This is a genomic window from Clostridium sp. 1001271st1 H5 (genome assembly GCF_005845215.1).
Classification (GTDB): Bacteria; Bacillota; Clostridia; order Lachnospirales; family Lachnospiraceae; genus Enterocloster.
Map to the genome: position 1 here is coordinate 145685 of NZ_SPHO01000013.1, position 25584 is coordinate 171268.

The 25584-nt window shown below is 50.9% G+C and carries 24 protein-coding genes; 23 read left to right on the plus strand and 1 reads right to left on the minus strand.

Annotated features, from left to right (window positions below; genetic code table 11):
• Window positions 1-21: 21 nt before the first annotated feature.
• From rimP to FGS84_RS19800, 23 genes are all read left to right on the plus strand, one after another.
• Window positions 22-489, plus strand: a complete 468-nt coding sequence (gene rimP, locus FGS84_RS19690; protein WP_138310096.1) for a ribosome maturation factor RimP — start codon at window positions 22-24, stop codon at window positions 487-489.
• A 41-nt stretch (window positions 490-530) separates the two neighbouring features.
• Window positions 531-1697, plus strand: a complete 1167-nt coding sequence (nusA, locus tag FGS84_RS19695) for a transcription termination factor NusA (RefSeq protein WP_138310097.1) — start codon at window positions 531-533, stop codon at window positions 1695-1697.
• Window positions 1698-1737: 40 nt separating this feature from the next.
• Window positions 1738-2004, plus strand: coding sequence for a YlxR family protein (locus FGS84_RS19700; RefSeq protein ID WP_207739965.1), 267 nt, complete (start codon window positions 1738-1740; stop codon window positions 2002-2004).
• Window positions 1994-2329: a ribosomal L7Ae/L30e/S12e/Gadd45 family protein gene (locus FGS84_RS19705; RefSeq protein ID WP_138310099.1), complete on the plus strand. Its 336-nt coding sequence runs from the start codon at window positions 1994-1996 to the stop codon at window positions 2327-2329. The genes FGS84_RS19700 and FGS84_RS19705 overlap by 11 nt, the downstream gene beginning before the upstream one ends.
• Complete coding sequence (infB, locus tag FGS84_RS19710; protein ID WP_138310100.1) at window positions 2316-5636, plus strand: translation initiation factor IF-2; 3321 nt, start codon at window positions 2316-2318, stop codon at window positions 5634-5636. Before FGS84_RS19705 ends, infB begins: the two co-directional genes overlap by 14 nt.
• 24 nt (window positions 5637-5660) lie before the next feature.
• Window positions 5661-6062 carry a 30S ribosome-binding factor RbfA gene (gene rbfA / locus FGS84_RS19715; protein ID WP_138310101.1) on the plus strand — a complete coding sequence of 134 codons (402 nt, stop codon included), beginning with the start codon at window positions 5661-5663 and terminating at the stop codon, window positions 6060-6062.
• Window positions 6062-7030, plus strand: a complete 969-nt coding sequence (locus FGS84_RS19720; protein ID WP_138310102.1) for a bifunctional oligoribonuclease/PAP phosphatase NrnA — start codon at window positions 6062-6064, stop codon at window positions 7028-7030. The genes rbfA and FGS84_RS19720 overlap by 1 nt, the downstream gene beginning before the upstream one ends.
• 10 nt (window positions 7031-7040) lie before the next feature.
• Entirely contained in the window at window positions 7041-7967 is a 927-nt protein-coding gene (truB, locus tag FGS84_RS19725) for a tRNA pseudouridine(55) synthase TruB (RefSeq protein WP_138310103.1), read from the plus strand.
• 60 nt (window positions 7968-8027) lie between these two features.
• Window positions 8028-8978: a bifunctional riboflavin kinase/FAD synthetase gene (locus FGS84_RS19730; protein ID WP_138310104.1), complete on the plus strand. Its 951-nt coding sequence runs from the start codon at window positions 8028-8030 to the stop codon at window positions 8976-8978.
• Window positions 8979-9194: 216 nt separating this feature from the next.
• Window positions 9195-9461 (plus strand): 30S ribosomal protein S15, encoded by a 267-nt coding sequence (rpsO, locus tag FGS84_RS19735; protein WP_002569329.1) that lies wholly within the window; start codon window positions 9195-9197, stop codon window positions 9459-9461.
• Between the two features lie 237 nt (window positions 9462-9698).
• On the plus strand, window positions 9699-11822 hold the full coding sequence (locus FGS84_RS19740) for a polyribonucleotide nucleotidyltransferase (protein ID WP_138310105.1): 2124 nt from the start codon (window positions 9699-9701) through the stop codon (window positions 11820-11822).
• Window positions 11823-11863: 41 nt separating this feature from the next.
• Window positions 11864-12568 carry a hypothetical protein gene (locus FGS84_RS19745; RefSeq protein WP_227147590.1) on the plus strand — a complete coding sequence of 235 codons (705 nt, stop codon included), beginning with the start codon at window positions 11864-11866 and terminating at the stop codon, window positions 12566-12568.
• Window positions 12569-12678: 110 nt separating this feature from the next.
• A complete protein-coding gene (gene gltX, locus FGS84_RS19750) occupies window positions 12679-14130 on the plus strand; it encodes a glutamate--tRNA ligase (protein ID WP_138310106.1) in 1452 nt (483 codons plus the stop codon).
• An 11-nt stretch (window positions 14131-14141) separates the two neighbouring features.
• On the plus strand, window positions 14142-15968 hold the full coding sequence (locus FGS84_RS19755; protein WP_138310107.1) for an ATP-dependent helicase: 1827 nt from the start codon (window positions 14142-14144) through the stop codon (window positions 15966-15968).
• Window positions 15965-16507, plus strand: coding sequence for a cob(I)yrinic acid a,c-diamide adenosyltransferase (locus FGS84_RS19760; protein WP_138310108.1), 543 nt, complete (start codon window positions 15965-15967; stop codon window positions 16505-16507). The genes FGS84_RS19755 and FGS84_RS19760 overlap by 4 nt, the downstream gene beginning before the upstream one ends.
• A gap of 93 nt (window positions 16508-16600) precedes the next feature.
• On the plus strand, window positions 16601-16924 hold the full coding sequence (locus FGS84_RS19765; RefSeq protein WP_138310109.1) for a DUF1292 domain-containing protein: 324 nt from the start codon (window positions 16601-16603) through the stop codon (window positions 16922-16924).
• A gap of 229 nt (window positions 16925-17153) precedes the next feature.
• Window positions 17154-17834 carry a response regulator transcription factor gene (locus FGS84_RS19770; protein WP_138310110.1) on the plus strand — a complete coding sequence of 227 codons (681 nt, stop codon included), beginning with the start codon at window positions 17154-17156 and terminating at the stop codon, window positions 17832-17834.
• Window positions 17831-19354 carry a HAMP domain-containing sensor histidine kinase gene (locus FGS84_RS19775; protein WP_138310111.1) on the plus strand — a complete coding sequence of 508 codons (1524 nt, stop codon included), beginning with the start codon at window positions 17831-17833 and terminating at the stop codon, window positions 19352-19354. The genes FGS84_RS19770 and FGS84_RS19775 overlap by 4 nt, the downstream gene beginning before the upstream one ends.
• Before the next feature lie 169 nt (window positions 19355-19523).
• Window positions 19524-20822: a DUF3798 domain-containing protein gene (locus tag FGS84_RS19780; protein ID WP_138310112.1), complete on the plus strand. Its 1299-nt coding sequence runs from the start codon at window positions 19524-19526 to the stop codon at window positions 20820-20822.
• Between the two features lie 79 nt (window positions 20823-20901).
• Complete coding sequence (locus FGS84_RS19785; protein ID WP_138310113.1) at window positions 20902-22491, plus strand: sugar ABC transporter ATP-binding protein; 1590 nt, start codon at window positions 20902-20904, stop codon at window positions 22489-22491.
• Between the two features lie 13 nt (window positions 22492-22504).
• A complete protein-coding gene (locus FGS84_RS19790) occupies window positions 22505-23584 on the plus strand; it encodes an ABC transporter permease (RefSeq protein ID WP_138310114.1) in 1080 nt (359 codons plus the stop codon).
• Window positions 23581-24708, plus strand: coding sequence for an ABC transporter permease (locus FGS84_RS19795; RefSeq protein ID WP_138310115.1), 1128 nt, complete (start codon window positions 23581-23583; stop codon window positions 24706-24708). Before FGS84_RS19790 ends, FGS84_RS19795 begins: the two co-directional genes overlap by 4 nt.
• Window positions 24705-25193, plus strand: a complete 489-nt coding sequence (locus FGS84_RS19800) for a DUF6672 family protein (RefSeq protein WP_138310116.1) — start codon at window positions 24705-24707, stop codon at window positions 25191-25193. The genes FGS84_RS19795 and FGS84_RS19800 overlap by 4 nt, the downstream gene beginning before the upstream one ends.
• A gap of 87 nt (window positions 25194-25280) precedes the next feature.
• On the opposite strand, the gene FGS84_RS31235 is transcribed toward FGS84_RS19800, so the two are convergent.
• Window positions 25281-25584, minus strand: a 304-nt coding sequence (locus FGS84_RS31235; RefSeq protein ID WP_207671133.1) for a hypothetical protein, incomplete at its 5' end; no start/stop codon positions are given.

Sequence of the window (25584 nt, forward strand, 5' to 3'; positions counted from 1 at the left end):
GACAGGAAAGGTGGTGGAACGATGGGAAAAAAGGAGAGCTATGAGAGCCGGGTGGAGAAACACCTCCTTCCACTGATGGAAGAGCATGGGTTTGAACTGGTAGACGTGGAATATGTAAAGGAAGCAGGTACCTGGTACCTGAGAGCTTATATAGATAAAGAAGGCGGGATTGCCGTAGATGACTGTGAAGTCATCAGCAGGGCCTTAAGCGACTGGCTGGATAAAGAGGATTTCATTGATGACAGTTATATTCTGGAAGTCAGTTCGCCGGGATTAGGCCGTCCTCTTAAGAAGGAAAAGGACTTCGTGAGAAGCATGGGCAAGGATGTGGATGTAAGGCTTTACCGTCAGCTTAACAAGCAAAAGGAATTTACGGGCGCCCTCAGTGCATATGATGAAAATACTGTGACGCTGACCATGGAAGACGGAAGCCGGATGGTATTTGAAAAAGCGGACATTGCCCTCATACGGCTGGCGCTGGATTTTTAGTTAAATCATTCACATGCTGAGACATGGATAGGAGGATAAACATGAACAAGGAACTGTTAGAGGCAATGGAAGTATTGGAGAAAGAGAAGAACATTTCCAAAGATACGCTCATTGAAGCCATTGAGAACTCTTTACTCACTGCCTGTAAGAACCATTTCGGGAAAGCCGATAATGTAAGGGTCACGGTGAACCCCAACACCTGTGACTTTGCAGTATACGCAGAAAAAGCGGTTGTGGAAACAGTGGAGGACGATTGTCTGGAGATGAGTCTGGCGGATGCCAGGATGCTGAACCCCAAGTATGATATTGGGGATATGGTGCAGATTCCGCTGGATTCCAAGAAGTTCGGCCGTATTGCCACACAGAACGCAAAGAACGTGATTCTGCAGAAGATACGCGAGGAAGAGCGCAAGGCACTGTACAACGAGTATTATATGAAGGAAAAAGATGTCATGACCGGCGTGGTACAGCGCTATCTGGGAAGAAACGTGAGCATTAACCTGGGCAGGGTGGATGCCATCCTCAATGAAAGCGAGCAGGTAAAGGGCGAGACATTCCGTCCCACAGAGCGCGTCAAGGTATATGTCATCGAGGTAAAGGATACGCCCAAGGGGCCAAGGGTTTCTGTTTCCAGGACACACCCGGACCTGGTGAAGCGTCTCTTTGAATCCGAGGTGGCTGAGGTACGGGACGGTACGGTGGAAATCAAAGCCATTGCCAGGGAGGCAGGCTCCAGGACAAAGATTGCAGTAAAATCCAATGATTCCAATGTGGACCCGGTAGGCGCATGCGTGGGCCTTAACGGTTCCAGGGTGAATTCCATTGTAAGCGAATTAAAAGGTGAAAAGATTGACATCATTAACTGGGATGACAATCCTGCTTACCTGATTGAAAATGCCTTGAGCCCGGCCAAGGTCATCTGCGTTGTGGCTGACGAGGAGGAACGGGAGGCACAGGTCATTGTGCCGGATTACCAGCTGTCCCTTGCCATTGGCAAGGAAGGCCAGAATGCAAGACTGGCTGCAAGGCTTACGGGCTTTAAGATTGATATTAAGAGTGAGACCCAGGCCAGGGAAATGGGACTCTTCGAGCAGATGGGGCTCCAGTATGGCGATACGCCGGCTGAGACCTACGAGGAAGAGCCGGAGGAACCGGAAAGCTACCAGGAATATGAAGAAAACTATCAGGAAGACGGAAGCGAACAGTAAAAGGGATACTCTGAGAAGGTTAGGAGTGATGTAAGTGAGCATGAAAAAAGTTCCGCTCAGGCAGTGCATTGGCTGCCAGGAGATGAAGAGCAAAAAAGAAATGATAAGAGTCATAAAAACCGCCGAGGATGAGATTATGTTGGATGCCACAGGCCGCAAGAACGGCAGGGGCGCTTACCTGTGTCCATCAATGGAATGCCTGAAGAAGGCAGTGAAGGGAAAGAGACTGGAACGTTCCTTCAAGATGGCCATTCCCAAAGAGGTGTATGAAACTCTGGAAAAGGAGATGGAAGAACTTGGCAGATAACAGGAGGCTGTTAAGCCTGCTGGGCCTTGCAACAAGGGCCAGGAAGGTGGTCAGCGGCGAATTTTCGACGGAGAAGTCAGTAAAGAGCGGAAAGTCCCATTTGGTAATCGTATCGGAAGAAGCTTCGGACAACACGAAGAAAAAGTTTACCAACATGTGTACTTACTATAAAGTCCCAATCTATCTGTTTGGAACAAAGGACGAACTGGGGCATGCCATGGGGCAGGAGTTCAGGGCGTCACTGTCAGTGGAGGATGCAGGTTTCGCAAAGTCAATGGTAGAACGAATGAATATAAACGGAGGTAGCTTGAATGAGAGTAAGTGAACTGGCAAATGAACTGGGCAAGACCAGTAAGGAGATATTGGAAATTATTAAGACCAAAGATAAATCCGCTGTATTATATGCAGCATCGAATGTAACAAGGGATCAGGAGAATATTGTGCGCTCTTTTGCAAATCCTAAGAGGGATGCAAGACCAGCCGCATCAGAGCACAGGGCAGAGGCTCCAAGGACGGAAGCATCAAGAACAGAGGCACCAAGAACGGAAGCGCCAAGAACCGAAGCGCCTAAGACAGAGGCTCCTAAGGCAGAGTCTGCCAGAAGCCAGGACAGCGCAGCAAAGGGTGAGCCGGCTAAGAAGAAGCTGACAGCCGTATTCCGCCCGCAGAATGCCCAGCAGCAGATTAAGCGTCCGGTACCTCCGAAACCGCAGGGAGGAAACCAGGGCCATGGGGCTTCTGCTCCGGCAGCAGCTTCCACAGCAGCGCAGACAGCCCCGGCGGCGGCACCTCAGGCAGCCCCGGCAGAGCCTGCCAGACCGCAGGTGCAGGCCCAGTCCGCAGATACTGCTCCGGAGAGAACCGCAGCGCCCCAGCCGTCTGCAGCAGCCCAGCCGTCTGCAGCACCTCAGACAGGAACTCAGGGAACTGCCCAGGACAGCCGCGATGGAGCCAGGAGCCAGGGAGGCTACCAGGGAAGCCGTGACGGAGGCAGACCCCAGGGAGGTTATCAGGGAAACCGTGACAACAACCGCGACGGCAGCCGCCAGGGAGGCTATCAGGGAAACCAGGGAGGCTATCAGGGAAACCGTGACAATAACCGGAGCGGAGGCTACCAGGGCAACCGGGATGGCAACCGCCAGGGAGGCTACCAGGGCAACCGTGATAACAACAGGCCCCAGGGAGGCTATCAGGGCAACCGCGACGGCAGCCGCCAGGGAGGCTATCAGGGAGGCCAGGGAGGCTACCAGGGCAGCCGTGACAACAACAGACCCCAGGGAGGCTATCAGGGCAACCGCGACGGCAACCGTCAGGGAGGTTATCAGGGAGGCCAGGGGGGTTATCAGGGCAACCGCGATAACAACAGGCCCCAGGGAGGCTACCAGGGCAACCGCCAGGGAGGTTATCAGGGAGGCCAGGGGGGCTACCAGGGCAACCGCGACAACAACAGGCCTCAGGGAGGCCAGGGAGGCTATCAGGGCAACAGACCTCAGGGAGGCTACCAGGGCGGCCAGGGAGGCTACCAGGGCAACCGCGACGGGGCAAGGCCCCAGGGAGGTTATGGAAACAGACCTCAGGGCGGTTACGGCAACAGACCCCAGGGAGGCTATCAGGGCCGTCCGGGGGATGACAAGGATGCAAGGGATAACAGAGGCAGGAATGACGCCCGCCGTCCGGCAGGAGCAAGGGACGGAAAATCCTCCTTTGATACGCCGATTCAGACAAAGCCAACCAGCAACCGTCAGAATAAGAATGCTCATAAGAACGACAGATTTGATAAGCGCGACAGGCTGGAAGACGGCAAGAAGAAAGTTCCGAAGACAGGAAAGGGAGCATTCATCATGCCTCAGCCTAAGAAGGAGGAGAGCAAGGCGGATGAGGTGAAGACCATCACCCTTCCCGATGTACTCACCATCAAGGAGCTGGCTGACAAGATGAAGCTTCAGCCGTCTGTTATTGTAAAGAAGCTGTTCTTAAAGGGCCAGGTAGTTACCCTGAACCAGGAAATTGATTATGAGCAGGCAGAAGAAATCGCCATGGAATTTGATGTCCTGTGTGAAAAGGAAGTAAAGGTTGACGTCATAGCAGAGCTTCTGAAGGAAGATGAAGAGAGCACTGAGGATATGGTCCCCAGGTCACCGGTTGTGTGTGTCATGGGCCATGTTGACCACGGCAAAACTTCCCTTCTGGACGCCATCCGTGAGACTAATGTGACAGCAAGAGAGGCAGGCGGCATCACCCAGCATATCGGTGCGTCTGTTATTGAAATAAACGACCGTAAGATTACGTTCCTGGATACGCCCGGCCATGAGGCATTTACGGCCATGCGTATGAGAGGCGCCCAGTCCACGGATATTGCCATTCTGGTAGTGGCTGCGGACGACGGCGTGATGCCTCAGACCGTTGAGGCCATCAACCATGCAAAGGCAGCTAATGTGGAAATCATTGTGGCTATCAACAAGATTGATAAGCCCAGCGCCAATGTGGATAAGGTAAAGCAGGAGCTGGCTGAATATGAGCTGATTCCTGAGGATTGGGGCGGCAGCACCATCTTCGTACCTGTTTCCGCCCATACAAAAGAAGGTGTTAAGGACCTGCTGGAAATGGTTCTTCTGACTGCCGATGTGCTCGAGCTGAAGGCTAACCCCAACCGTAAGGGCAGGGGCCTTGTAATAGAGGCAGAGCTGGATAAGGGCAAGGGACCTGTTGCAACGGTTCTGGTGCAGAAGGGTACCCTAAGAGTGGGCGAAACCATTGCGGCCGGAGCATGCTTCGGCAAGATTCGCGCCATGATGGACGACAGGGGCCGCCGCGTAAAAGAGGCAGGACCATCCACACCCGTGGAAATCCTGGGCCTCAACGATGTGCCCAATGCCGGCGAGGTGTTTGTGGCTACTGAGAGCGAGAAGGAAGCAAGAAACTTTGCTGAGACATTCATTTCAGAAGGAAAGAGCAAACTGATTGAGGATACCAAGGCAAAACTGTCCCTGGATGACCTGTTCAGCCAGATTCAGGCCGGTAATGTAAAGGAACTGCCAATCATCGTGAAGGCCGACGTGCAGGGCTCCGTGGAGGCTGTAAAGCAGAGCCTTACCAAGCTCTCCAACGAGGAGGTTATGGTGAAGGTGATTCACGGCGGCGTGGGCGCTATCAACGAGTCCGACGTTTCCCTGGCATCTGCATCCAACGCCATCATCATTGGCTTCAACATCCGTCCGGATGCAACCGCCAAGTCCATTGCGGAGCGTGAAAAGGTGGATATCCGCCTGTACAAGGTTATCTATCAGGCTATCGAGGATGTGGAAGCAGCCATGAAGGGTATGCTGGACCCCGTATTCGAGGAAAAGGTTATCGGTCATGCAGTCATCCGCCAGACCTTCAAGGCATCCGGTATTGGAACCATTGCCGGTTCCTATGTACTGGACGGCAAGTTCCAGAGAAACTGCAGCTGCCGTGTCAAGAGAGAAGGAGAGCAGATATTCGAAGGGCCGCTGGCTTCCCTCAAGCGTTTCAAGGACGATGTGAAGGAAGTGGCTGCAGGATACGAGTGCGGTCTTGTATTTGAAAAGTTTAATGACCTTCAGGAAGATGATGAAATCGAGGCTTACATCATGGTGGAAGTACCGAGATAGGCATCATGCTAAGAGAGGAGTTACATGCGTAAGAACAGCATAAAGAATACCAGAATCAACATGGAGGTCCAGCGTGAACTCAGTGAAATTATCCGCGCAGGCATCAAGGACCCAAGAATCCATCCCATGACCAGCGTGGTTTCCGTGGAAGTCACCCCGGACCTTAAGTTCTGCAAGGCGTATATCAGCGTCCTTGGGGACGAGGAGGCGGGCAAGTCCACCATCCAGGGATTAAAGAGCGCAGAAGGTTATGTGCGCAGGGAGCTTGCAAGAAGGGTGAACCTGCGCAACACGCCGGAGCTTAAATTCATATTGGACCAGTCCATTGAATATGGTGTCAACATGTCCAGACTCATCGATGAAGTGACAAAAGACCTTCATCACGAAGAAACACAGGATGAGGAAGGAGCAAAGGAGGAGTTTTAATGACGATTCTTGAACAGATGTTAGAGGGCACCAAGTCCGTTGCCATCCTGGGCCATATACGCCCGGACGGCGACTGCCTGGGCTCCACACTGGGACTTTATAACTATCTCCGGCTGAACTATCCGGATATACGGGCAGCCGTGTATCTGGAGGAGTCATCCCCTAAGTTCAATTATCTGAAGGGGTATGACAGCATCCGCCACCAGACCGATGGGGAGCAGTATGAGCTGTGCATCTGTCTGGACAGCGGCGATATCCAGCGTCTGGGCGGCTTTAAACCTTACCTGGACCAGGCGGACAGGAGCCTGTGCCTGGACCATCATGTGACCAACACCCGTTACGGCGGGACCAATGTGGTCCTGGGTGAGGCCAGCTCCACCTGCGAGGTCCTCTTTGACCAGCTGGATGAAGCAAAAATCGACCGTAACACGGCAGAGTGCCTGTACACCGGCATCATCCACGATACAGGCGTGTTCAAATTCTCCTGTACATCGGCCCATACCATGGAGATAGCGGGAAGGCTGATGGAAAAGGGAATTGATTTCGGAGCCATCATAGACAACAGTTTTTACAGAAAGACATACATCCAGAACCAGATTCTGGGCAGAGCCCTTTTGGAGAGCATCACCTTTTTTGACGGACGCTGTATTTTCAGTGCCATCCGCCAGAGCGAGATGGAGTTCTACGGGGTTGACGGCAAGGATATGGATGGAGTCATTGACCAGCTGCGTCTGACAGAAGGCGTGGAGGTCGCCATCTTCCTCTATGAAACAGGACCCCAGGAATTCAAGGTCAGCATGCGCTCCCAGTATCTGGTGGACGTAAGCAGAATTGCCGCTTTCTTTGGCGGCGGAGGTCATGTAAGGGCTGCCGGATGTTCCATGAGCGGCAGCATTCACGACGTAATCAACAATCTGTCCGTACACATAGCCAGGCAGCTGGAATCCGCCTCGGGCAGCCGGGAGTAAGGAACATATCATGTATCACGGAATTATAAATGTATACAAAGAGCCGGACTACACTTCCCACGATGTGGTAGCCCGGCTCAGAGGAATTTTAAAGCAGAAAAAAATAGGCCACACAGGAACCCTGGACCCCGCAGCTGAAGGAGTCCTTCCTGTTTGTCTGGGGGTGGGAACCAGGCTGTGCGACATGCTGACAGACCGGTCCAAGACTTACCAGGCTGTGATGCTTCTGGGCTGTGAGACTGATACCCAGGATACCACAGGTACCATTCTGGCAGAGAACAGGCAGAGGGCATTGGCCCTGGCAGAGGACCAGGTAAGAGCGGCTGTCATGGGATTTAAGGGCGATTACGCCCAGATACCTCCCATGTACTCAGCCCTTAAAGTGGACGGCAAAAAGCTGTATGAGCTGGCAAGGGCCGGCAGGGAAGTGGAACGCCAGCCGAGGCTGGTGCAGATTCTGGACATAAAGGTAAACAGAATAGAGCTGCCCAGGGTCTGGATGGAGGTCACCTGTTCCAAAGGGACCTACATACGGACTCTGTGTCATGACATTGGAAGACGTTTGGAATGCGGCGGCTGTATGGAGCACCTTACGCGAACCAGAGTGGACCGCTTCCGCATCGAAGACAGCCTGACCCTGGACCGGCTGGAACAGCTCCGTGACCAGGGGGCCATGGAGAGCTGCATCCTTCCTGTGGAGGAGGCCCTGCAGGCTTACCCCCCGCTCTACTGCCTGCAGGAAGCAGACGCACTTTTGCACAACGGCAATCCCTGCTTCGCAAGACATCTGGACTGGAGCAGGTCGGATGAGCGGATGGCCAGGGCCGAGGACGGACGGATGTTCCGCATGTATGACAGCGGCAGCGGCTTTACAGGGGTATACCAGTACCAGGAGGACAGGCACTGGTGGAAGCCCTGGAAGATGTTTCCCATGTAGCCTGTTATATAACGCTGCCGGGACATCCGGAATACAGGAAAAAAACGAGGAAGTGACAGGATGAGGTATATAGCAGACACCACAGAATTTCAGATAGAGGAGCCTACCATCGTGACTCTGGGCAAGTTTGACGGCAGGCACAGAGGCCACCAGAAGCTGTTAAGGACCATGATGGAGCTGAAGGACGGCACAGGATATCCCACAGCCATCTTCACCTTCGGCACGGCTCCGGGAACAGCAGTTACGGGTCAGCCACAGACCGTCATCACCACGAATCTGGAGCGCCGCGCCAACATGGAGAAGGTGGGAATTGATTATCTGGTGGAATACCCTTTTACCCAGGAAACCCGCCATATGGAGCCGGAGGCCTTTGTAAAGGACATTCTGGCAGGCCGCATGCATGCCAGGGAAATTGTGGTAGGCCCTGACTGCAGCTTTGGCTACAAGGGGGCGGGAAACGCAGACCTGCTTTCAGCCATGGCCCATGACCTGGGTTATCATCTCCACGTCATAGAAAAGGAAAAGGACCACAGGCGGGATATAAGCAGTACCTATATCCGGGAGGAACTGGAAAAAGGCAATGTGGAAAAGGCCAACCAGCTCCTGGGCCAGCCCTATGCCATCCATGGGGAAGTGGTGCACGGCAACCACATCGGAGCCAGCCTTTTAGGCTTCCCCACAGCCAACATCCTTCCGCCCCCCATCAAGCGCCTGCCCAGATTCGGCGTTTACGTATCACGTGTGCGGGTGGACGGCATCTATTATAAAGGCGTTACCAACATCGGAAAAAAGCCCACGGTAGGCGGAGACTACCCGGCTGGGGTGGAAACCTACATCTTCGGCCTGGAAGGCGACATATACGGCAAAAACATAGAGGTCCAGCTTCTGGCCTTCGACCGCCCCGAGCAGAGATTTTCCTCTCTGGAGGAGCTGAAGGAGCGGATAGAGAAGGACAAAGAGTTTGCCAATGCGTACTATGAAAAACATCCGGAGATTCTGGCAGAAGGGTGAGAGGTGCGGATGCGGCAGCGGATGGTGAAAGAAAGCTGCCGGAAAAGCGGCGTCCCTTTTACCGTCACTGCCCGATTTTATTTTTTCTCACTTTACAACCCCATCCATTTATGCTATACTAAGTCGGTATGAAATTACGCCGATGCCCGGTTACCTGGTGACTCCAGCCGGCAGCCTGGTTTTTGGTGAGATGAATAATATTAAGGAGGAAACACCATGATTTCAAAGGAAAAGAAAGCACAGATTATCGCAGAGTATGGCCGTAAGCCAGGGGACACAGGTTCACCTGAGGTTCAGATTGCCATTCTGACAGAGAGAATCACAGAACTGACCGAACATCTGAAGCAGAATCCAAAGGACCACCACTCCAGAAGAGGTCTTCTGATGATGGTTGGACAGAGAAGAGGTCTTCTGGATTACTTAAAGAAGACAGACCTGGAAGGATATCGTGCATTAATCGAGAAGCTTGGTATCAGAAAGTAATTCTGAAGATTAGGGTGGAGGGAACTCCACCCTATATTTGCTTATCATGGAAAGGAAGAAGCGGTGTGGGCGGCAGAGGTATCACTCCGAGACCGCTGATGTACCTGCAGGGGGAGGATTTCTGCAGGCAGATCAGTAGTTTCGGCGTCTTCTGCCCGGGGAGTGCCGGAAGGACCGGACATGCCCCAACCATACCGGTAACATTTATCATTTTATTAGAGTAAAGGAGATACCAGTATGTTTAAAAGTTTTAGTATGGATTTGGCGGGACGCAAGCTGACTGTGGAAGTGGGCCGCGTGGCTGCACAGGCAAGCGGTGCTGCATTTATGCACTATGGCGATACAGTGGTGCTTTCCACTGCAACCGCATCATCAAAGCCAAGGGAGGGCATTGACTTCTTCCCTCTCAGTGTGGAATATGAGGAAAAATTATACTCCGTAGGAAAGATTCCAGGCGGATTCAACAAGAGGGAGGGCAAGGCTTCTGAGAATGCAGTTCTGACCTGCCGCGTTATCGACCGCCCCATGCGTCCGCTGTTTCCTAAGGATTACCGCAACGACGTAACCCTGGACAACATTGTAATGTGCGTGGACCCTGACTGCAGCCCTGAGCTGACAGCCATGCTGGGTTCTGCCATTGCAACCAGCATTTCCGACATCCCCTTTGCAGGTCCCTGCGCTACCACGCAGGTAGGTCTGATTGACGGCGAATTCATCATCAACCCCACTGCCGACCAGAAGCAGGTGTCTGACATGGCCCTGACCGTGGCCTCCACCAGGGAAAAGGTCATCATGATTGAAGCCGGCGCCAATGAGGTTCCGGAGCAGGTCATGATTGACGCCATCTTTAAGGCCCATGAAGTAAACCAGGAAATCATCCGGTTTATCGACACCATTGTGGCTGAGTGCGGCAAGGAAAAGCACACCTATGAGAGCTGCGCGGTTCCGGAAGAGCTGTTTGCAGCCATCAAGGAAATCGTGCCTCCCCAGGAGATGGAAGAGGCTGTGTTTACCGATGACAAGCAGACCCGGGAGAAGAATATAGCAGAAATCACAGCAAAGCTGGAAGAGGCGTTTGCTGAGAACGAGGAGTGGCTTGCTGTTCTGGGCGAGGCTGTTTACCAGTATCAGAAGAAGACAGTCCGCAAGATGATTTTAAAGGACCACAAGCGTCCTGACGGCCGTGCCATCACGGAAATCCGTCACCTGGCAGCAGAGATTGACCTGCTTCCGAGAGTTCACGGCTCAGGTATGTTTACCCGCGGCCAGACACAGATTCTCAATGCCTGCACCCTGGCTCCCCTGTCCGAGGCCCAGAAATTAGACGGCCTGGATGAGAATGAGACCAGCAAACGTTATATGCACCACTATAACTTCCCGTCCTTCTCTGTAGGCGAGACAAAGCCAAGCAGAGGACCGGGCCGCCGCGAGATAGGCCATGGCGCCCTGGCGGAAAGGGCATTGATTCCGGTTCTGCCAAGTGCGGAAGAATTCCCATATGCAATCCGTACCGTATCCGAGACAATGGAATCCAATGGCTCCACCTCCCAGGCAAGTATCTGTGCATCCACCCTTTCACTGATGGCTGCAGGCGTTCCGATTAAGGAAATGGTGGCAGGTATTTCATGCGGTCTTGTGACCGGGGATACGGATGATGATTATCTGGTGCTTACCGACATCCAGGGCCTGGAAGATTTCTTCGGCGATATGGATTTTAAGGTTGGCGGAACCAGGAATGGCATCACTGCCATCCAGATGGACATTAAGATTCACGGACTGACACGGCCCATCATCGAGGAGGCCATTGCCAGGACCAGGGAAGCCAGGATGCATATCCTGGATGATGTAATGAGACCGGTCATTTCAGAGCCAAGAAAGCATTTGAGCCCATATGCTCCGAAGATTAAGCAGATTACCATTGACCCCCAGAAGATTGGCGACGTGGTAGGAAAGCAGGGCAAGGTCATCAACAAGATTATTGAAGAAACCGGTGTTAAGATTGACATCACGGACGACGGTGCAGTAAATGTATGCGGCACGGACGAGGCCATGATTGATAAGGCCATCCAGATTATTACCGGAATCGTTACGGATATTGAGGCAGGCATGGTATTTAACGGCAAGGTAGTGCGTATCATGAACTTTGGCGCATTTGTGGAGCTGGCCCCTAATAAGGATGGTATGATTCATATTTCCAAGCTGTCTGATAAGCGTGTTGGCAAGGTGGAGGATGTTGTGAACATCGGCGATGAGGTTACTGTAAAGGTAACTGAGGTCGATAAGATGGGCAGAATCAACCTGACCATGAGGCCAAGCGACTTGGCAGAGAAGAAGGCTGCTGCCAGGACAGAGGAAAAATAAATTGCCTGACAGAAGGCAGAGTTAAAAGAGGAGATAAGTTTATGAGAAACATGAGAAGAAACTTTGCGGTATTGGCCGCAACCGTAATGGCTGTGTGCAGCATTGCACTGACAGGATGCCAGCAGAAGCTGGAACCGGCAGACCAGGTAGTGGGAGCGCTGTACGAGCTGTCTGTTAAGGAAAATGCAACTCCTATGAAGGATTTACTGGGATTTGCTTCTGAGGACGACGTAAAGTCCACTCTGATGGAAGATTCCGCTGAGACGGACCTGGTTTCCATGTTCAAGTCTGAATTTGAGGCTGCAGGCATTGAGTTCTCTGACGAAGAGGTGGAGGAAATGTCCAATGCCCTTCAGGGACTGATTGACAAGCTGGATTACAGCGTTGAGATTACAGACCAGAGCAAGGATGAGACCACCGTACTTCTGAAGGTTAAGAGCTATTCCATGGATGATATGCAGAATATCATGGTAGACGTGATGACCGACATGCAGAGCAATATTGATGAAGAGACAGCCACCGCCATCATGAATGGTGACCAGGATGCGCTCCAGAAGCTGATGCAGGACGCTGTAAAGCAGTATATGACCAAGATTGGCGAGATGGAGCCGGCAGCAGAGATGACTGAGCTGACCATCAAGTGTCAGAGAGTCAAGGTAGATGTAAGCGGCAAGGAGAAGGTTGCCTGGATGCCTCAGGATTTAAGCAAGTTCTCTGATGAGGTGAACAACGCCACATTCAAATAGGTGTGAAGAAATGGGACAGTGCCTGTGAAAACAGGCATTGTCTTTTTTCGGCCTTCGTTATATAATGGTTTTTGAGTTATCAGATTGAGAAGAATATAGGAGACTTTAACATGAGCAGAGTAAGGACAAGGTATGCACCCAGCCCCACAGGCAGGATGCATGTGGGAAATTTAAGGACGGCATTGTATGCCTATCTCATAGCAAAGCATGAGGGAGGTGATTTCCTTCTCCGTATAGAAGATACAGACCAGGAGCGTTACGTGGAAGGGGCAGTGGAAATCATATATCAGACCCTGAAGGATACGGGCCTGATTCATGACGAGGGTCCTGACAAGGACGGAGGATGCGGCCCCTATGTCCAGAGCCAGCGCCAGGCTTCCGGCATTTATCTGGAATACGCAAAGATGCTGGTGGAAAAAGGAGAGGCATACTACTGCTTCTGTACGCCGGAACGTCTGGCCACCCTTAAGACCACTGTAAACGGCGAGGAAATCATGGCATACGATAAGCACTGCCTCCAGCTGTCCAGGGAAGAGGTGGAAGCCAACCTGGCAGCGGGCAAGCCCTATGTCATCCGCCAGAATAACCCCACCACGGGAACCACCACATTCCAGGACGAAATTTACGGGGATATTACAGTGGATAACTCCGAACTGGACGATATGGTCCTCATCAAGTCAGACGGATACCCCACCTATAATTTTGCAAATGTGGTGGACGACCATCTGATGGGTATCACCCATGTGGTAAGGGGCAACGAATACCTGTCCTCATCACCTAAGTACAACAGACTCTATGCTGCCTTTGGGTGGGATGTGCCGGTCTATGTGCACTGCCCGCTGATTACGGATGAAAACCACCACAAACTGAGCAAGAGAAGCGGACATTCCTCCTTTGAGGACCTTTTGGAGCAGGGTTTTATCTCCGAGGCTGTTGTGAACTATGTGGCGCTTTTGGGCTGGTCACCGGAGGACAACAAGGAGATTTTCTCTCTGGAGGAAATGGTAAAGGAGTTTGATTACCACCGCATGAGTAAATCGCCTGCCGTGTTTGATATGACAAAGCTTAAGTGGATGAACGGCGAATACATGAAGGCCATGGAATTTGAAGCCTTTTACGGGATGGCTGAGCCGTATCTGAGGGCTGCCGTCAGCAGGGATTTGGACCTTAAGAAGATAGCGGCCATGGTCAAGACAAGGATTGAGGTGTTCCCTGACATTGCGGACCATGTGGACTTCTTTGAATCCCTGCCTGAATATGATACGGCCATGTACACCCACAAGAAGATGAAAACAAACCAAGAGACTTCCCTTAAGGTTTTAAAGGATGTGCTGCCTCTTCTGGAAGCGCAGGAGGATTTCACCAACGACGCCCTTTACGGCGTCCTGTCAAAGTATGTGGAGGAGACAGGGGTTAAGACCGGCTTTGTGATGTGGCCTGTCCGTACCGCTGTGTCGGGCAAGCAGATGACCCCTGCCGGAGCAACGGAAATCATGGAAGTCCTGGGCAAGGAGGAATCCCTGGCCAGAATCCGCAGAGGGATACAGATGCTTGAGGCATAGGAATTTAGTAAATGGCATTTAATGACGCACAAAAAATGGCAATCCGGCACAGGGAAGGTCCCATGCTGGTTTTGGCAGGACCCGGTTCCGGCAAGACGACAGTCATCACCAACCGGGTCCGTTATCTTACGGAAAAAGCAGGCGTGGACCCCTCCCATATTCTGGTAATCACATTTACCAGGGCAGCTGCCAGGGAGATGAAGGAACGCTATGAGCAGATTACACAGGCAGGATGCAGCCGGGTTTCCTTTGGAACCTTCCATTCTGTCTTTTTTCTGATTCTGAAGCTGGCTTACCGGTACAAGGCCACAGACATAGTAAGAGAAGAGAAACGCATCCAGTTCATGAAGGAGATGCTGTGTGCATACGATTTGGAAGTGGAGGATGAGGGGGAATTTATTTCCTCTGTGCTCAGTGAAATCAGCATGGTAAAGGGCGAGCTCATGGACATGGACCACTATTATGCAAAGAACTGCTCCGAGGACATGTTCAAACAGCTTTACCAGGGCTATGAAGCCCGGCTGAGACGGAACCGGCTTCTGGATTTTGACGACATGCTGGTGATGTGTTATGAGCTCTTTAAGGAAAGAAAAGATATCCTGGCTGCATGGCAGGACAAGTACAGGTACATATTAATTGATGAGTTCCAGGACATTAACAGGATTCAGTATGAAATTGTAAAGATGCTGGCCCTGCCCGGGAACAATCTTTTTATTGTGGGGGACGACGACCAGTCCATTTACCGGTTCCGCGGGGCAAAGCCTGAGCTGATGCTGGGTTTTGAGCGGGATTATCCCGACGCAAGGAAAATCCTTTTGGATACCAATTACCGCTGCAGTCGCCAGATTGTGGAGGCTGCGGGCCGGGTCATTTCCCGCAACAGGACCCGTTTCCCCAAGGAAATCAAGGCGGCCAGGGGGAACAGCCATCCTGTCATCATAAAGGAATGGCCGGAACCAATGGACGAGACGCTGGGAATTGTTACGGAGCTGCGGGATTACGCTGATATGGGCGTATCCTACAACGACATGGCGGTGCTCTACCGGACCAACATGGGGCCCCGGCTGCTGATATCCAAGCTCATGGAGTATAACATACCCTTTTGCATGAGGGATGCAGTGCCTAATCTGTATGAGCACTGGATATCCGGAAATGTAATTTCCTATATCAGGGCCGCAATGGGGGATTTGAGCCGTTCCAATGTGCTTCAAATCATCAACCGTCCCAAGCGCTATGTCAGCCGGGACGCCCTGGACAGCCAGCAGGTAAACTGGGAATCGGTAAAATCCTTTTACCAGGACAAGAACTGGATGATGGACCGGATTGAACAGCTGGAATATGATTTGCTGATGTTAAGGAACATGGCCCCGGCCGCTGCCGTCAACTATATCCGCAAGGCAGTGGAGTACGATGCGTATATCCGGGAATACGCCCAGTCCAGAAGGATGAAGCCGGAGGAACTGTTTGAGACACTGGACCAGCTGCAGGAAAGCGCTGCCGGCTTTAAGACCTATGAAGACTGGTTTATCCATATGGAGGAGTATAAGGAACAGCTTAAAAAACAGGCGGGTGACAGGAACGCAGAGCGTCAGGGCGTCAGTCTTATGACCATGCACAGCGCCAAGGGGCTGGAATTTAGGGTGGTTTATATTCTGGACGCCAACGAGGGAATCACGCCTCACCATAAGGCGGTCCTGGACCCTGATGTGGAGGAAGAGCGCAGGATGTTCTATGTGGCCATGACAAGGGCAAAAGAAAGGCTCCACATTTATCATGTGAAGGAACGGTACCGCAGGAAACAGGCAAAATCAAGGTTTGCAGAGGAGGCAGAGGGATGAAAAAGAGAGGTTTGGTCCAGATATACTGCGGAGATGGAAAGGGGAAGACCACGGCAGCCGCGGGCGCGGCTGTGCGGGCAGCCGGACGGGGATACCGGGTACTGGTGTCCAGGTTTTTAAAGACAGATGATTCCGGCGAGGTAAATGGTCTGGCCCATGTCCCGGGGATTACAGTGCTGCCGTGTAGCCGGAATTTCGGCTTTTCCTGGAACATGACCCAGGCCCAGCGGGAGGCCGCTGCCCTGTATTATGACCAATGCTTTCAGAGGGCCTGGAACAAGGCCCTGGGGCAAGACGGGGAAGAACCCTATGATATGCTGGTGCTGGATGAGGTCATAGGGGCCTGCAATCTGGGATTTGTGGACCAGGCCGGACTCATAAAGGCTCTTAAAGAAAGACCGTCTGCCCTGGAGGTCATCCTTACGGGACGGGAACCGTCAGAGGCCCTTCAGGGCCAGGCGGACTATATCACGGAAATGGTTATGAGACGCCATCCCTATGAGAGGGGAATCGGGGCCAGGGAAGGAATTGAATATTAGAGAATATGTTCTTGCATTTTCAGGTTGAGTCTGATAGAGTGTAAGAGAACAGAAACAAGCTTAAATTTATGGAAGCAAGAGAGGAATCAGGATATGGCAGACGAGAAAAATCTGAATGAAGAAGAGCAGGAGATGACAGTTACCCTTACTCTGGATGATGATACAGAAGTGGAGTGCGTGGTGCTGACCATCTTTAATGCAGGAGAGCACGAATACATTGCCCTTTTACCAATGGAAGGCGCTGATTCGGAGGAAGGCGAGGTATACCTGTACCGTTACAGCGAGACCGAAGACGGAACTCCTAACCTGGATAACATTGAGGACGACGACGAGTACGAAATCGTGGCCGAAGCATTTGACGAATTGCTGGATGCCCAGGAATACGACGAGCTGGTGGACGAGGAAGAGGAAGAATAATCCGAATAATCATGACGCAGAGGTATGGCTCCGGGAAAATCCCGGGGCCTTTTTCGCATTTGTCTTTGGCGTTGCTGTCTGTTTCTGCGCTGTTTCTGCTGCTGTCTGCATGGTTATCCCACCAGTTGTGAAACTTGTGTGAAATGATGGAAATGTTCCTTGATTTTTGTTAAAATAATTTCTATAAAAGATTGAAAAAAAGCCAGATTATATATAAGGAGGCAGTACCATGGATACACTTAAGATATTAGTTGTGGACGACGAGGCCAGGATGCGCAAGCTGGTAAAGGATTTCCTCACCAATAAAGGTTTTGCAGTCATAGAGGCGGGAGACGGCGAGGAAGCGGTGGATGTGTTTTTTGCGCAGAAGGACATTGCACTTGTGCTTCTGGATGTGATGATGCCGAAGATGGATGGCTGGGAGGTGCTGAGGACCATCCGCAAGTACTCACAGGTGCCGGTCATCATGCTGACGGCCAGGAGTGAGGAACGGGATGAGCTCCAGGGCTTTTCCCTGGGCGTGGACGAGTATATATCCAAGCCCTTCAGCCCAAAGATTCTGGTGGCCCGGGTGGAGGCCATCCTGCGCAGGACCAATGTGGTTTCCACGGACAGCATGAACGTGGGAGGCATCTGCATTGATAAGGCGGCCCACCAGGTGACAATTGACGGGCAGGAGATTGACCTGAGCTTTAAGGAATTTGAGCTTCTCACCTATTTTGTGGAAAATCAGGGAATCGCCCTTTCCAGGGAGAAGATTCTGAACAATGTGTGGAATTATGATTATTTCGGTGATGCCCGCACCATAGACACCCATGTGAAGAAGCTGCGCAGCAAAATGGGGGAAAAGGGAGAATATATTAAAACCATATGGGGTATGGGCTACAAATTTGAGGTGAGCGAAGGATGAAGCATTCCATCAGGGTAAAATTTACCATGATATTCATCGGTCTGATGGCGGCGGTGCTGGTCAGCATGTGGGCAGTAAACAGCTTTTTTCTGGAGGGCTTTTATACCAGGCAGAAGCTGCAGCTTTTGGAAAATGCCTATGAAAACTTGAATGCCATAGCCATGGACAAGGAGGACCAGGGAGAGAATATCACGGAAGAATTACAGAGCCTGTTCTCAAACGACGGGGAGCAGACAGAAGCCAGCCGTCTTTTACGGATAATGAATGATAAATACAATACAACTATCGTGATTCAGGACAGCATCACCGGGGAGTTGATTCCTCTGGCAAAGGACGGCAAATTTCTGGCTGATGCCCTCCACCGCTATATATTAGGAATCATTGACCCCAGAACAGAGACGCTGATATCCCAGGACGACCATCAGGTGCAGAAAATATATGACAGGCGCTCCCAGGGCTATTATCTCCAGAGCTGGGGCTTCTTTGACGATAACAGGACCATGTTCATCATGTCCATGCCTCTGGCCAGCATCCATGACAGCGTGAGTATTTCCAATGAATTCCTGGCTTACGTGGGACTGGCTGCACTGGTGCTGGGAAGCGCCCTTATGTACTATGCAACCAAGAAGGTGGTGTCGCCCATCCGCTCCCTGGCAGCGCTGTCGGCCAGAATGTCGGAACTGGACTTTGAGGCGCGCTACACCGGGGATTTTGAGGATGAGATTGGAGTGCTGGGCCACAGCATGAACACATTGTCGGAAAAGCTTAAGGATACCATCGGAGAGCTTAAGACAGCCAACAACGAGCTGCAAAAGGACATTGAGGAAAAGATAAAAATTGATGAGACCCGCAAGGAGTTTATCGCTAATGTGTCCCATGAGCTCAAGACACCCATTGCCCTGATACAAGGATATGCGGAGGGGCTGACCGAGGGAATGGCAGAGGATGAGGACAGCCGGAATTACTACTGTGAGGTCATTATGGACGAGGCCGGAAAGATGAATAAGATGGTGAAGCAGCTCCTGACCCTGACAGCCCTGGAATTCGGCAATGACATGCCTGTGATGGAACGGTTTGATATCGCCGCCCTGATTCGCGGCATTTTATCATCCGCCAGTATCCTGCTCCAGCAAAAGGAGGCCCGGGTGGTATTTGAACAGGAGGAGCCTGTATGGGTGTGGGCGGATGAGTTCAAGATAGAGGAGGTCATCACCAACTACCTGAACAATGCCATGAATCATCTGGAGGGGGAACGCCGGATTGCAATCCGCATATACAGGGAAGGGGACGAAGTACGCGTCACGGTGTTTAACACAGGACAGCATATACCGGAGGAGGACCTGGATAACCTCTGGACTAAATTTTATAAGGTGGATAAGGCAAGGACCAGGGAATACGGAGGCAGCGGCATCGGACTTTCCATTGTCAGGGCCATCATGGATTCCCACAACAAATCCTGCGGGGTTGAAAATGTTGACGGGGGGGTGGAGTTCTGGTTTACCGTGGACAGCGGCCTGTAAAAATGGTTGAAAATACAGTATTTTACAGTTGTTTTTGATAATATGGAAATGTGCATAAATTTGTACCGCCGCCAAAATTGGATTTTATAACTATTGACAAAATATGAGCATATGCTACAATTAAAAAGTAACTGTTGTCCCCTTGTAAAAAAATATTTTGGAGGTTAGTATGAAAAAAGTTATTAGCGTTTTGCTTGCAGCTGCCATGGTTACCGGGCTTGCCGGCTGCGGAAGCACAAGCACAAACACCACAACTCAGGCACCTGCATCGCAGGCATCTGAGGCACCGGCTTCTGACGCCAAGGCTCCCGAAGAGGAGAAAACCGAAGCGCCGGCAGCAGAAGGCGAGGACGCCAGCGATTTCCATATCGGTATCGTAACCGGTTCTGTATCCCAGTCCGAGGATGACAGACGTGGCGCCGAGGCTTTTCAGGCCATGTATGGCGAGGATATGGTCAAGCTGGCCATTTATCCGGACAACTTCACGGAAGAGTTAGAGACTACCATTCAGACAATTGTCAATCTCTCAGACGACCCTAAGATGAAGGCAATCATCATGAACCAGTCCGTTCCCGGCACAACCGAGGCTTTCCGTAAGATTAAAGAGACACGCCCTGACATTCTCTGTATTGCCGGCGAGGGCCATGAGGACCTTCCTGAGATTGGAAGCGCGGCTGACCTGGTCTGCAACAACGATTTCGTTGCCCGCGGCTACCTGATTATCCGCACTGCTCATGAACTGGGCTGCGATACATTTGTACACATCTCCTTCCCTCGTCACATGGCTTATGAGACCATGAGCCGCCGTGTGGCTGTCATGAAGGAAGCCTGCAAGGAATTCGGTATGGAATTTGTCCTTGAGACAGCTCCGGACCCAACCTCCGACGTAGGTGTTGCCGGCGCTCAGGCTTACATACTTGAGAAGGTTCCGGAGTGGGTTGAGAAGTACGGCAAGAATGCTGCTTACTTCTGTACAAATGATGCGCATACCGAGCCGCTGTTAAAGCAGCTGATGGAATACGGCGGATACTTCATCGAGGCAGACCTTCCTTCCCCGCTTATGGGTTATCCCGGAGCACTGGGTATTGATTTGACTGCTGAGGCTGGTGATTTTGATAAGATTCTTGCCAAGGTTGAGTCCACTATCGTTGAAAAGGGCGGTGCCGACCACTTTGGAACATGGGCTTATTCTTACGGATATACCACATCCGCAGGTCTTGCACAGCATGCCCTGAACGTTCTTAACGGCGAGAGCGAGCTGGATGACATCGATGATATTGCAAAGGCATACCAGGTATTCTCTCCTAAGGCTGAGTGGAATGGTTCCAATTACACCAATGTGGAAACCGGCGTTAAGTTAGACAATGTGTTCCTGGTATATCAGGATACCTATATCATGGGCGACCCAGGACATTTCATGGGCTCCACTAAGATTGAGGTTCCAGAGAAATACTTCACCATCAAGTAAGACACTTACTAATAAAAATAAGTATGGAGAACAGTGGGGAGGGATTTACTCTCCCCCTGTTGTGTTAGGTGGGCATAATATGATGAATAACAACACTCCCTTATTGGAGATGCGCAATATCAAGAAGGATTTTTTTGGTAATCAGGTCTTGACTGATATTAACTTTAAACTGAATGCCGGCGAGGTACTGGGTCTTGTCGGTGAAAATGGTGCCGGTAAAAGTACATTGATGAAACTTCTTTTTGGTATGGATGTGATTAGAGAAACCGGCGGATATGGCGGAGACGTCCTGATTAATGGCGAGAAGGTCAGCTTCTCAACACCCTTTGATGCGCTGGAGGCCGGTATCGGTATGGTGCATCAGGAATTTTCATTAATACCCGGATTCACGGCAACAGATAATATACTGCTTAACCGTGAACCAAAGAAAAAGAATATTATCTCGGAAATTTTTGGTGACAGGTTAGATACCCTTGATTATAAGGAGATGACCAAACGTTCTGAGCAGGCTATTGATAAGATGGGCGTTAAGATTGACGCCAAAATGGTTATCAGCGATATGCCCGTGGGTCATAAGCAGTTTACGGAGATTGCGAGGGAACTCAGTAAGGATAATCTGAAACTGTTGATACTGGATGAGCCAACTGCTGTCTTGACTGAAAAGGAGGCAGAGGCACTGCTGGATTCAATCCGCGGCATGGCTGCCAAAGGCATTGCCGTGATTTTCATCACTCACAGGCTGCATGAGATTCTGACCGTCTGCAATAAGGTCGTCATCATGCGCGACGGCTACGTTGTAAAGGACGTGCCCGCAAAAGAGACGGATGTCGCTGACATTACAAAGTGGATGGTGGGCAGAAACATACAGACCACAGCCAGGGCGGATGTCAGGATTAACCCGGACGCAAAAAATATCATGTCAATCCGCAATCTCTGGGTGGATATGTCAGGTGAGACTGTGCGCAATGTGAATCTTGATATCAAGGAAGGAGAGATTCTTGGTATAGGCGGACTGGCCGGACAGGGTAAGCTGGGGATTCCAAACGGTATCATGGGCCTTTGCGAAGCAGGCGGTAAAGTGGAATTTGACGGCAAGCCCATTCCGCTTAATAACCCCAGGAGATGTCTGGACGCCTCCCTGGCCTTTGTTTCTGAGGACAGAAGGGATGTAGGACTCCTTCTTGATGAAACCCTTGAGTGGAACATTGCGTTTTCAGCCATGCAGATTCATGACAAGTTCCTTAAGAAATATCTTGGGGGGCTGATAACATGGAGAGATGAAAAAGCAATCCACGAAGTGACCCAGAAATACATAGATGAGCTTATGATAAAATGCACCAGCTCCAAGCAAAAGGCAAAGGAGCTCTCCGGTGGCAACCAGCAGAAAGTGTGTCTGGCAAAGGCCTTTGCGCTTGAACCTAAATTCCTGTTTGTATCTGAACCAACGAGAGGCATAGATGTGGGTGCGAAATCATTGGTATTGGATGCCCTTAAGAAGTTCAACAAAGAGCATGGGGTTACGGTTGTCATGATTTCCTCCGAGCTGGAGGAACTGAGGACCACGTGTGACCGTATTGCCATTGTTTCAGGCGGTAAGATTGCTGGAATCCTGCCGGCGACCGAATCATCAGAAGCATTCGGTATGCTCATGGTCAGCCAGGTTAAATAAGGGGGGAGACAGCATGGGAAAAATAGAAGATAGTACAATAGATCCTGGGAAGAAGACGAAAATCAGGGAAATGATTGATGACTTCGGCCTGCCAAGGCTGATTATTGCCGGATTCCTTCTGGCGCTCTTTATTTTGGCGCCTATCGTCGGAGCAGACCTTCCTACACAGATAACCAACACGATTAACCGTTTCAGCTGGAATGCGGTCCTGGTATTGGCAATGGTGCCAATGGTGCATTCAGGCTGCGGACTGAACTTTGGACTTCCGTTAGGCATTATTTCCGGCCTTCTGGGTGCAACACTGTCCATCCAGTTTGGCTTTACCGGCCCTATGAGTTTTTTCATGGCCATTCTTATAGCCACGCCTTTTGCGCTGCTGTTTGGCGGCGGTTATGGCTGGCTGCTCAACAAAATCAAAGGCGGCGAGATGATGATTGCCACTTATGTGGGATTTTCATCTGTTTCCTTCATGTGCATGATGTGGCTTTTGCTGCCCTACAGCAGTCCGACCATGGTTTGGGGACTGTCAGGCAAGGGTCTTCGTACAACCATCTCCCTGGAGGGTTTTTACGATAAGGCATTGGCTAATTTCCTTCAGATTAATATCGGTCATATATCCATACCTACGGGCAGCCTACTGTTTTTTGCCTTTCTTGCCTTCCTTATGTGGGCGTTCCTCCACACAAAGACCGGTACTGCCATGACAGCGGTGGGTTCCAATCCCAACTTTGCCAGGGCATCCGGTATCAACATCGACAGGACAAGAATGCTCTCCGTCATCATGTCTACCTGGCTTGCCGCGGTGGGCATCCTGATGTATGAACAGGGCTTCGGCTTTATCCAGCTTTACATGGCGCCGTTCTATATGGCGCTTCCTGCAGTGTCTGCAATCCTGATTGGCGGCGCTTCAGTCAACAAGGCATCCATTACCAACGTAATCATAGGCACATTCCTGTTCCAGGGTATTGTTACCATGACCCCAACAGTAATGAATTCCATGATTCATATGGATATGAGCGAGGTTATCCGTATCGTTGTTTCCAACGGTATGATTCTCTATGCTTTGACCAGGAAGACGGAGGGAACAAAATGAGTAAAAAACAGAAAAATAACGGCAGTAATAGCATTCTCGAATTAATTCGGAACAACTCTGTGCCGCTGATGTTTATCATTATCTGCGCCGTCTGCATTCCGATATCCGGCTTTTCGCCAGGGTATCTGCTCAACGAGATTGTCACAAGAATGGGCAGAAATGCGTTCCTGATTCTGAGCCTCCTGATTCCCATCATGGCGGGCATGGGTCTTAACTTTGGTATGACACTGGGCGCCATGGCAGGGGAAATCGGTCTTATCTTTGTGGCTGACTGGCAGATATGGGGTATTCCCGGCATCATTCTGGCCATGATTATCTCCATACCGATTTCCATCCTGCTGGGCCTTTTCTGCGGAAAGATGCTCAACATGGCCAAAGGCAGGGAGATGGTTACCAGTTATATTATCAGCTTTTTCATGAATGGTCTGTATCAGCTTGTGGTGCTGTATATGATGGGTTCCATCATCCCAATCATCCATTCCTCCATCAAGCTGCCCAGGGGCTATGGCGTCCGTAACACGGTCAGCCTCCTGCACATGAGACAGTATCTGGACAATCTGCTGGCTATCCACATTGGAGGCGTCAAGATTCCGGTATTGACTTTTATCATCATTGCCCTGCTGTGTCTGTTCATCGTATGGTTCCGCAAGACAAAGCTGGGCCAGGACATGCGTGCAGTGGGCCAGGATATGGATGTGGCCGGTGATGCCGGTATAAAGGTGGAACGGACCCGTATCATCGCTATCATCATGTCAACTGTTTTCGCCGGACTGGGCATGGTCATCTATCTGCAGAACATGGGCAATATCTCTACTTATAGTTCACATACGCAGATTGGTATGTTCTGTATCGCAGCCCTGCTGGTGGGCGGGGCATCCGTTGACAGGGCCTCCATCGGTAATGTATTCCTTGGAGTCATCCTGTTCCATCTGATGTTCATAGTAGCGCCAAAGGCAGGCGCGACGATTACAGGTGATTCCATGATTGGTGAGTACTTCCGTGTATTCATCTCCTATGGTGTAATCACAGTTGCTCTTATCATGTATGAGACAAAAAAACGAAGAGCCAAGGGCAAGGCTGGTCAGATGCTTCAGCTTGCACAGAGTGAGGAGGGGGAGAATTGAAAGTAAATCGTACCATTCTATTCAGAATAGGAGCAATCCTACTCCTGCTCATCATCGCAGGTATTATGATGGTTATTGGCCGCGGCCATACCGTGTATATGGATAATAAGTCCATTGAATATAACGGCCAGACCTATACCACACCATATAAGGTGGTTGTGTATGTGGACGGTGAACAGGTTGCAAAACTCCGTGATAAGGAGAGAGGCATGGCAACCTGTATTGGACAGAACTTCAAAATGACACTGGAGATTACCCAGGAAAAAGGCGGCAGTGAGGAAACCGTTGATGTGACAGTGACTCTGCCCCATCATATGGACGGCATTGCCATTAATCTGCCGGCATATCTGGCCGGGCTTCCTGAGGAAGTGTATATGTCCGAGTTCCAGGTTGCGCCGGAAGTGGTTGAAGATGAGAGCGAAGCTCCGTCGGATGAAATTCCGGTTGACGGAATTCCTGCTGACGGGATACCATCCGATATCTAAAACAGGGTTCCAGGTGCTGTAGGACATGGGGCGGCGGCTTTGCCGCCGCTCCGTTGGATTATATGGCTCTGACGGATACTTTACGGCTCAAAATTGAACCAATAGAAACAACAAGGGAAGCAAAGTTAAAAAAATGTAAAAACCTGTTGACATTTGTCGAAGCATCTGGTAAGATATCTCTTGCGCTGCGGTGAGTACCAAAGGCGCAAGAGAGTAAGAAAAAAGAAAATAAAAAAAGTTGTTGACAAACACTTGCAACTGTGATAAGATATAAAAGTTGCTGCTGAACAAGCCGACAACAAAGAACCTTGATAATTGAAGATTAGACAGTATGTAAAACCCTGAAAATTCTAAAAACAAAAGGTCTGGTTTAGACCTTTGGATTTGAGAA